General features: G+C 70.9%; 3 protein-coding genes. 2 read left to right on the top strand and 1 reads right to left on the bottom strand.

The features are described 5' to 3' along the window. Positions 1-930 (bottom strand): DNA polymerase domain-containing protein (locus tag ACOJSN_RS21745; RefSeq protein ID WP_420114574.1); only part of this gene is annotated, 930 nt, incomplete at its 3' end. Positions 931-1,038: 108 nt separating this feature from the next. On the opposite strand from ACOJSN_RS21745, the gene ACOJSN_RS21750 reads away from it, so the two are divergent. Continuing rightward, entirely contained in the window at positions 1,039-1,365 is a 327-nt protein-coding gene (locus ACOJSN_RS21750) for a PadR family transcriptional regulator (RefSeq protein WP_420114575.1), read from the top strand. Next, positions 1,365-2,588, top strand: coding sequence for a hypothetical protein (locus ACOJSN_RS21755; protein WP_420114576.1), 1,224 nt, complete (start codon positions 1,365-1,367; stop codon positions 2,586-2,588). Before ACOJSN_RS21750 ends, ACOJSN_RS21755 begins: the two co-directional genes overlap by 1 nt. Positions 2,589-2,733 lie beyond the last annotated feature (145 nt).

Here is a 2,733-nt window from a genome sequence, read left to right on the forward strand (position 1 = left end):
GACACGCGCGACCGGGATGGTGCGCCCCTCCTCGATGAGCTCCCCAGGCACCTCTTGCGGTGACGGGAGTGACCGGGCCCAGGGGTCGCCGTCGAGCATGGACATGACCGAGGTGAGCGTGAAGTCGGCGGGAGTCACGCCGTCGAGATCGTCCCAGGCGACCGGGAACGAGACCGTGGTGCCGGGCCGTACCCGAGGGCTGTACGCGCAGGCGAGCGAGGCGCCCCCGGAGCGCGTGGCGTCGAGGAACACCTTCCCGCCGCGGTCGGCCTTGATGTAGGCGGTCGTGGCGAGATCGGCGTCGAGCCGCTCGGCGCGGGCAGCCAGGGCCCGGGTGGCCGCGGCGGCGTCCGCGAGCTCGTGTTCGCGGACCGGGACGATGATGTGCACGCCCTTGGAGCCCGAGGTCTTGAGCGCGCCGGCGAGGCCGCAGTCGGCGAGCGCCTGCTGGACCAGCCGCGCGGCGCCGACCACCACGTCGAACCCACTCCCCTCCGGCGGGTCGATGTCGAGCACGAGATGCGTGACGCGGCCGGCGAGGATCTCCGTGCGCTCGGGCGGATCGGCGAGTTCAGGGAGCATGAGGGTCGGGTGGTACTCGACCGCACGCTGGTTGCCGAACCACAGCAGGGTGCGGAGGTCGTCGCAGAGCGGGTAGTGGATCTCGCGGTTCCCCGCCTCGGACCAGACCGTGGTGCGGCGGATGAACGCAGGCGCGTGGTCGGGCAGGTTCTTCTGCATGAAGGGCTGCTGCCCTGGGCGCACGCGCACCACCGACAGGGGACGCCCGGCCAACTCCCGCAGCAGCGGCTCGGCGACAGCCTCGAGATAGGCGATCAGGTCGCGCTTGGTGGCGTCCGCGCCGCTGAACAGGGGCGAGTCGAGGCTGGTGAGCTCGACGCCCTCGCGTGTTTCGGTCTGCTTCGCCATCGCAGGCCAGCCTGCCACCCGGTCGCCGACACGCCGCTGCGCCTCACGCAGTACTCTGCTAACCGCAGTAGCGTGCACACCACAACGTCACGGGAGACAGGAACCCACATGGACACCACTCAGCTCCTCAAGGGGGTGCTCGACCTCGCGGTGCTCGCCGCGGTGGATCGCGAGGACGGGTACGGCTACGACGTCGTGCGCCGACTGCGGGCAGCGGGACTGGCCGATGTCGGTGACGCCTCGGTCTACGGCACGCTCCGCCGCCTCTACGCCGCGGGCGCCCTCACCAGCTACGTCGTCCCCTCCGAGGAGGGGCCGCACCGCAAGTACTACGGCATCACACCCCAGGGCCGAACCGCGCTGCAGCACCAGGGCAAGCAGTGGGTCGAGTTCGCCCAGACCATGTCCGACCTCCTCGAAGGCAGGGCCGCCTGATGACCACGCTCGCTCCCCCACCCGCCGTCACCGCGTACGCCAACGCCGTGCGCGACCACCTGGCCGGCCTCGACGCCGAGACCCTCGACGAGCTCACCGGCGGCCTCGAGGCCGATCTCGCCGAGGCGCTCTCCGAGCGCCTTCCCGACGACGGCGCAGCACCCGACCTCGCCGCCGTCACCTCAGTCTTCGGGTCGCCCGGGCTGTACGCCGACGAGCTGCGCAGCGCTGCGGGGGTGGAACTGCCGCCCGAGCCGGGGGCGCGGACTCGGCCGCGGCTGCGTGACGTGGTGGGACGCGCTCGGGTCGACGCCGTCACAACGTGGGCCGCGCTGCGCGAGCGGCACGGCTGGCTGCGCTGGGGCACGGACTTCCTCGTCTCGTTGCGCCCCGCGTGGTGGTTGCTGCGCGCCTGGGTGCTGTTCCATCTCTTCACCGGCCTCAGGAACCCGTTCTTCGGCTCCGGCGCTGACAAGCTGCTGCTGCTCGGCCTCGTGGTGGTGTCTGTCCTGTGGGGGCAGAAGCGGATCGGGCAGCGACGCTGGTGGCGGCGACTGGGACTCCTCGCCACCACGCTGGCAATCGTCGCCACGTTGCCGATCCTCATCGGTGCGTACAACCGGACGGTGTACTCGGGCTGGAGCGACGGCGCGTACAACCAGGGCTTCTCCGACGGCCAGAGCGTGGCGATGCAGCACGGCGGGCTATCCGGAGAGCTGACGAACCTGTTCGTGTACGGTGCTGACGGCCAGCCGGTCGTGAACGCACAGATCGTCGACCAGCACGGCAACCCGGTGGTGCTGAACTCACCCTCGACAGGGCGCCCGTGGGCCGAGTGGAGCGGCTGGGAGTGGGGCGGCGAGGCAGTTCCGGTCCCGGTGCTCGAGGACACTCCGCTGAACGTCTATCCGTGGAGCTACCTGCGGGGCGAGGACGTGACGATCCGCGACAACGGGTCCGCCTTCGGGTCCTCCTCACTCGCCGTGGATCCCCGCTGGCCGGCTGCCACCCTGTTCCCGATCCCGGGCTACGGCACGGAGGACCCGACCGATCGGGAACCGTCGGACCCCGGTACGGACGAGGCCAGCGGCTCCGACGATGCCGAGGCCGACGGCGGCGAGCCCGGCGACTCCGAGGCCACCGGGGGCGAAGCAGGCGCTGATGAGGACAGCGAGGCTACGGACTCCCCTTCCGGTGACACCGAGGGCGGCACCGCCGAGTAGCCAGAGCGAGGGTCTCCGAGTGCTTTCAACGCTCCTCCGGCGTGGCGGAAGATTCAACGCTCTTCCGGCGTAGCAACTGCCCGCCGGAGGAGCGTTGACAGCTGATCTCCAGGGACTGCTGGAACCCCAGAAATCGCGTCATTCC

The sequence above is a fragment of the Pseudactinotalea sp. genome, from assembly GCF_048594945.1.
GTDB lineage: Bacteria > Actinomycetota > Actinomycetes > Actinomycetales > Beutenbergiaceae > Pseudactinotalea.